6 protein-coding genes are annotated in these 5,876 nt (G+C 50.5%); 4 read left to right on the top strand and 2 right to left on the bottom strand.

The genetic code is table 11. From position 1 onward, the window contains the following. The first annotated feature begins 201 nt into the window (after positions 1-201). Positions 202-1,161, top strand: coding sequence for a threonine/serine dehydratase (locus MK323_14805; GenBank protein MCH2483414.1), 960 nt, complete (start codon positions 202-204; stop codon positions 1,159-1,161). 138 nt (positions 1,162-1,299) lie between these two features. Here the strand turns inward: MK323_14805 and MK323_14800 are convergent, their stop codons facing one another. Then, positions 1,300-1,902 (bottom strand): class I SAM-dependent methyltransferase, encoded by a 603-nt coding sequence (locus MK323_14800; protein ID MCH2483413.1) that lies wholly within the window; start codon positions 1,900-1,902, stop codon positions 1,300-1,302. A gap of 212 nt (positions 1,903-2,114) precedes the next feature. Between MK323_14800 and MK323_14795 the strand changes: the two genes are divergently transcribed. Continuing rightward, positions 2,115-2,819 (top strand): haloacid dehalogenase type II, encoded by a 705-nt coding sequence (locus MK323_14795; protein MCH2483412.1) that lies wholly within the window; start codon positions 2,115-2,117, stop codon positions 2,817-2,819. Between the two features lie 448 nt (positions 2,820-3,267). Here the strand turns inward: MK323_14795 and MK323_14790 are convergent, their stop codons facing one another. After that, complete coding sequence (locus MK323_14790; GenBank protein MCH2483411.1) at positions 3,268-4,437, bottom strand: cation:proton antiporter; 1,170 nt, start codon at positions 4,435-4,437, stop codon at positions 3,268-3,270. 754 nt (positions 4,438-5,191) lie between these two features. On the opposite strand from MK323_14790, the gene MK323_14785 reads away from it, so the two are divergent. After that, positions 5,192-5,407 carry a hypothetical protein gene (locus tag MK323_14785; protein ID MCH2483410.1) on the top strand — a complete coding sequence of 72 codons (216 nt, stop codon included), beginning with the start codon at positions 5,192-5,194 and terminating at the stop codon, positions 5,405-5,407. 72 nt (positions 5,408-5,479) lie between these two features. Further along, positions 5,480-5,876: 2OG-Fe(II) oxygenase family protein (locus MK323_14780; GenBank protein MCH2483409.1), on the top strand; the 397-nt coding region annotated here is incomplete at its 3' end.

Below are 5,876 nucleotides of genomic sequence, written 5' to 3'. Positions count from 1 at the left end.
CCGGCTGACTTCCAGCAACTCCGCCAAGTCTCGGTCAACGAGCTTCTGACCAGCAGGTAACGCGTTTGAGACAATCAAGTCGCGTAGGCTTGAATATACGACGTCGATTAAAAGATTAGATGGTCTGGTTGTCATGTTCCTACTAATTCGTTTAGCATTATATTTGGAATTCCATATTGCATTTCCTAATTATTTTTGTCAATGAACATTGAATCGATCCCCTCCAGTGCAGTACTCGCCGCGGAGCGAATCCGTAGCCATATTCGCGAAACACCTTTGGAACATTCGCCCTACTTCAGCACGCTCACCGGCGCCAACGTATGGCTCAAGCTCGAGAACTTGCAGACCACCGGATCGTTCAAGCTCCGTGGTGCTTGCAACAAGCTACTGTTGCTATCTCGCGACGAAGCCACCGCTGGCTGCGTCGCTGCATCCAGCGGCAATCACGGTGCAGCCGTCGCTTATACGATGAACAAGCTTGGTATCAAAGGTATCGTCTTTGTGCCTGAGTGGGCATCGTCTGCAAAAGTAGACGCAATACGTCGAGCTGGCGCCGAAGTACAGCACTTTGGTACTGATGGGCTGGATACGGAAGAGCATGCACGCCAATACGCGATAGATAACGCAATGACGTACGTGTCTCCCTACAACGATGCCGATGTGATCGTTGGTCAGGCGAGTTGTGGTGTCGAAATTGCGAACCAGATCAACAATGTCGACGCTTTGTTTGTCGCTGTTGGTGGTGGTGGTCTCATTGCCGGGGTCGCTGGTTTCCTCAGATCTGTGAATCCGCGTATGCAGGTGATTGGCTGTCAACCGACGGCGGCGCCGATCATGGCTGCGTCAATTAAGGCAAGGCGATTGCTTGATATGCCCAGCGAAACAACGCTGTCTGACGGTACCGCTGGCGCGATCGAGGCAGGCGCAATCACCTTTGATCTATGCCAGAAACTCGTAGACGACTATGCCCTAGTTCCTGAAGAGGAAATCGCCTTGGCAATGCGCGAATTCATCGATGCACACCATATGTTGCTAGAAGGCGCAGCTGGTGTTGCCCTTGCAGGTCTGAAACAGTTCAGCCAGCACTGCCAGGGACGAAATGTCGTCGTGATCATCTGCGGCGCAAACATAAATCGCGATACTCTTCGCAAAATCATCTAGTATGCTAGCCACCGCATCGAGTTCAGAACTTTGTCCGATTTTTACTTTGACGCAGGTTACCCCTTACCCAAGGCTAAAGTTCCGTGTACACCCCTCTTTTAGGAGGCCTCAGGAATCCATGCGGTACTACCGGTCATTTCATTGCGCCGCTGTCTGGCGAACCCACCAGATCGACCGATTGTTGGACGGCATCGATCTATCACCGCCCAGAATAAAACCGTTGGACTCGGCCAGCGACTCGACAGCTGCATAATCCCTGATCCCGCTCACGGAATTTTGTTCTTTCAACCAGCGGTCAAACGCTACATTGCTGGGTTCAAGCGCGTGGTCGGGATAACGGTATGGCCCGTAAAAGTACAATACACCCTTAGGTTCGAGGATGTTAGCGGCGATGCTGAACAGACGTTCAACACCTGTCCAAGCCACGATGTGGGCAGTATTGATACACACGATGGCATCGACTCTACTCGGGGTGTCGTTGTTGCCCAGCAGGTCGATCACCATGGGGGGATTCAGATTTGGCGCACCGGATTCCTCGCGCCAGGCTTCGATACTGGGCAGGGCCTCAGCAAGATCACTCGGCTGCCAGGCAAGATCCGGTAAAGAACGACTAAAGTATGCGGCGTGCTGGCCCGTCCCACTGCCAATTTCAAGAACCCTGCCTGTGTCCGGCAGGACTTCTTTGAGTACCGCCAGGATCGGAGCCTGGTTACGGTTACAGGCCTCTGAAAAGCGTTTCATTTGATCGGTAACCTAGTCATTTTGTTGTCTGATCAGTAAATGTGTTTTTCAGCGGACATTGACCCTGGGGTGGCTCGCACCAGATGATACCGAGGCTGACGAGAATCGTGTTCCGCTTTGGTTATTTAACGGTTAATATTATCGAAGGCAACCGGTCTTGTCCGGAACCCACACATCACTTGTACACCCGAATTTTCAGTGGAGTACTGTCCATGCAGCTCGACGTTGCCGATCGACCCGAGGCCCTTGCATTCGACATCTTCGGCACAGTCTTGGACCTTGCCGGAAGCCTGACGCCGCGCTTGTCTGAGTTGCTTGATGACTGCGGGGCCCAGACGCAGGTAACAACACTGTGGGCCTACTGGAGGATGCGCCAGCGAATCGAGCAATACCAGGACAATCTTCTGATGCTCGGGCACAGCGGCTACCTTGCGGTGATGCGGCGGTCGCTGCTGTACACGTTGCGCACGTTTAAGGTCGCGTTTTCTGAGAGTCAGGTCGATGAATTTATGCTGGCTTATCAGCAACTCGACCCGTTTGATGATGCCGTGGCAGGACTTGAAAGACTAGCAGGGAGCTGCCGCCTGGTCATGCTCTCTAACGGTGAACACGGCTACCTGGTCCATCTCGCCCGCAACCGAATTAAGATCCGATTCGACGAGATCATTTCCGTGGAGTCGGTGGGTCAATTTAAGCCCGATCCAGCGGTCTACCGCCATGCCGCCCGTAGGCTAGACCTTGAACCGGGGCAGATCATGATGGTTGCCGCGCATTCCTTTGATATCCTGGGGGCCCGTGCGAGCGGCTACCGCGGTGCTTATATCGACCGTTATGACCTACCCTATGACGAGTCCCCGCTGCAGCCCGAGATCACGGTCGATGACTTCAGGGGGTTATGTGACTGGCTTGGTGTCTGATCTACCAGACAGACCTGCACGATGCAGTACGCAAGGTGGAGACATTTCGGTCACGTTCTAGGCACATTGACCATTGAGTTGAAGATGAAGCCAGCGTTAGCAACTGGAGAAAGTCGCATAAACACTGGAGTGAAATTGTGGGCGCTGGTGGATTTGAACCAGCGGCCACCTGATTAAAAGTCAGTGGCTCCCAAACCCGTTTAAGACTGTTATTACAGTGTTAACTGCTCAGGGATTGTCCAATTCAATTCGGAGTTCACAGCTTTTTCGTACTACTTTTTAAGAGTTTCTGGTATTTCAATTGAACAGTTACAGGAACCACTTCAGAAACATTATCTCTGTAGTACCTTTGTTTTGTTACAGGAGACGAATGACCAACAGTTGGAGTTAACATCAGGTACGGTGGCTGCAGACGTTGTCAGGTCAGGTCATGCTCACGAAGCTCAACTCAATCCCGGCGTAAGCCATCTGATAGAGCGATAGGTGTCGGATAACGCAGCACCACCACAACTGAGGAAACAACGAATGTGATTATCGTAGCGAGCTGTACAAAGGTGGCGCCGGCCGAGGTGATTGCCTTGGCGTTTGCTGCAACCGCTACCAGCAGCAGTGAAAATTCACTCATCTGACCCAATCGAACACCTGCCTCCCTGGCAAGACTGTCGGGTTCACCGGCAGTCTTAAGCAAAACCGAAAATACTAATGGCTTAATCACGACGACGGCAGCTGCCAGCACCACAGCCCCTAGCCATATTGTTCCAAGACCTGTGACGCTCAATCCTGCCCCGATTGCAAAAAAGAACATCACCAGGAAAAAATCCCTCAGCGGCCGCAGATTGTCGGCAATGTAGGCGGCGATCGGGCTGTTCGCTACAGTAATACCCGCGATAAAGGCACCAATCTCATAAGGCAAGCCTAGGCTATTGGCCAACTGACCGACGCCTAGACACCAACCGAGGGTCAGCAGGAACACATACTCACCAATCTGCTCAAATCGAGAAAACAATGGTCGCAGCACCCATCGCTCGCCGGCTAGGCCACCGAAGAATAACAAGGGTAGTGCACCGATGAGCCAACCCGCTTGCTGCCACGAACTGCCTTCGGCCGACAGGCCGTGCAAAAGCAATAGGGATGCAATTGCCAAGAAATCTTGGAGCAAAAGGATACTGATAATGACTTCACCAGTATGACGATGATGAAGCACTGTCGTTGGCAGTAGTTTCAGACTCACGATGGTGCTAGAGAAAGTGGTCGCCAACCCAACCAACAGACAATCCCTTGGAGCCAAACCAAATACTATTGCGATGACATAGCCGAGAACTCCAAACACCAAGGTGCTTGCCGCTGTGATTACAGTCGTCTGTCTTATCAGCAGTAAGAGTTTTTGCGGGTAGAGATCAATGCCCAGCAGAAACAGCAGAAAGATGATTCCAATATGGGAGAGATCTCCAATCAGGTTCGCATCCTTGATGAGTCCTATACCCATAGGACCTACAAGAATGCCGAGAATAATGTAGATACTGAGTAGGGATTGCCTGGCAAAGAGTCCAACAGTTGCCAGAATAGCCGAACCCGTAAAAATCAGAAATACGGTGAAAAGAATAGAGTCATCTAACATAATGTTTCAAGGATTTCTCAGCGCATTTATGGATAAATCGGTAGTATGAAGCAACAGAACAGTTCAGATACTCTATTCGCCGGGAAGCAGTTTCCCGAGTATTGCCGACCAGGTAAATTCGGGCAGAAAAGTAGACTCTCAACTGCCGATTGGCTGAAGCAATGTAGCATGCACGAGGCAATCTGCAACCGCCTTAACGTCATGCTCTAAGGAGAAGAAGATTACTTCCGGACGAACCCACGGGCCGTTGGCAAAAACAATTGCTTTCTGCTTGCCACAGAACAACATCTTCGCAGCGCGAAAAGCAACTACTGTCACCATTTACGAACAGGTTTATGAACAGTTCAATTGGATCATGGGTAGTTGGTGAGTCTCTATAAATCGTTGATTGATTGGTGGGCCGTGCAGGGATCGAACTGATCTGTAAGAGATTGGAAAAGCAGAAGTAATCTTACGACGGTTAACTAGTTATCGTCAAAGTTGCCGTCTAAAGTGCTGGATTTGGCTGGATGGGATTGGACCAAAGCACATGAGAAGAGACGGCCTAGGTCAAATAGCGCCAGAACTGCACACCGATTTCGCGTGTAGGTGATTCACTGTGACTGGAGAAGACTGGAGTGGACGAATTTCGGTCACATTGTGGTCAAAGTGAGCCTATGTGAGTAATTCGAAGTAGGGCTCGATCAGTATTTCGGGATCCGCCATATGATTGCGGATTACCACTCAGAATCCGCTGAAATAACTTACGATCAAAATGGGAAATTCTGCGAAAGCTGTTCACAGCCGTGAACAAACCAGAGAAAATGAAGACATGGTCAATAAGGTGGCATCGACTTTCGAGGAAGCGGACGTTATTCGTATGTTCCCAAGTTTCGTATGGAAGACTCAACTCAAAGAGGAAATCATTAAAAGAGTCAGCCAGGACGTCGTCAGCACTCTCGAACTGCTGCGGCAAGCCAAACCCGGCTGAGAGTCGAGCCTGAGCTAGCAATCAGATCACGACTTACATCAATCAGAGTGCTTTGGGCAGCTGATATCATCGATACACGAAGCAGTAAAAAAGGTTCTTGAATTCTTAAAGATCGCCGATACCCCGTTTGTGATGACCGGGCTCTGGGCCAATATGAACGCGCCTGGCGCTATTCACAAGATGCATAACCATCCCAACAATCTTCTCAGTGGAGTCTACTATCTACAGACGGGCAAAGGAGCAGACACAATTAACTTCCACGATCCAAGGCCTCAACGGGACGTGATCAAACCTCCCGTGACAGAACTGACTGCTGATAATACCGACCAGGTTGTCGTCACCGTAAACGATGGCACACTACTGGTGTTCCCTTCCTGGTTGTCCCATTCGGTTGATATCAACAGCAGTAATCAGACGAGAATCAGCATCAGTTTCAATATTATGTTTTCCGAATATGCAGAAACATTGA

It is taken from the genome of Gammaproteobacteria bacterium (genome assembly GCA_022450155.1).
Classification (GTDB): domain Bacteria; phylum Pseudomonadota; class Gammaproteobacteria; order Arenicellales; family UBA868; genus REDSEA-S09-B13.
This window is presented reverse-complemented; position numbering and strand designations above follow the sequence as displayed.

Excerpts from the sequence above, each read along its gene's own strand:
- MK323_14805 (MCH2483414.1), top strand. The coding sequence starts at position 202 with ATGAACATTGAATCGATCCCCTCCAGTGCAGTACTCGCCGCGGAGCGA.
- MK323_14800 (MCH2483413.1), bottom strand. The coding sequence starts at position 1,902 with ATGAAACGCTTTTCAGAGGCCTGTAACCGTAACCAGGCTCCGATCCTG.
- MK323_14795 (MCH2483412.1), top strand. The coding sequence starts at position 2,115 with ATGCAGCTCGACGTTGCCGATCGACCCGAGGCCCTTGCATTCGACATC.
- MK323_14790 (MCH2483411.1), bottom strand. The coding sequence starts at position 4,437 with ATGTTAGATGACTCTATTCTTTTCACCGTATTTCTGATTTTTACGGGT.
- MK323_14785 (MCH2483410.1), top strand. The coding sequence starts at position 5,192 with ATGGGAAATTCTGCGAAAGCTGTTCACAGCCGTGAACAAACCAGAGAA.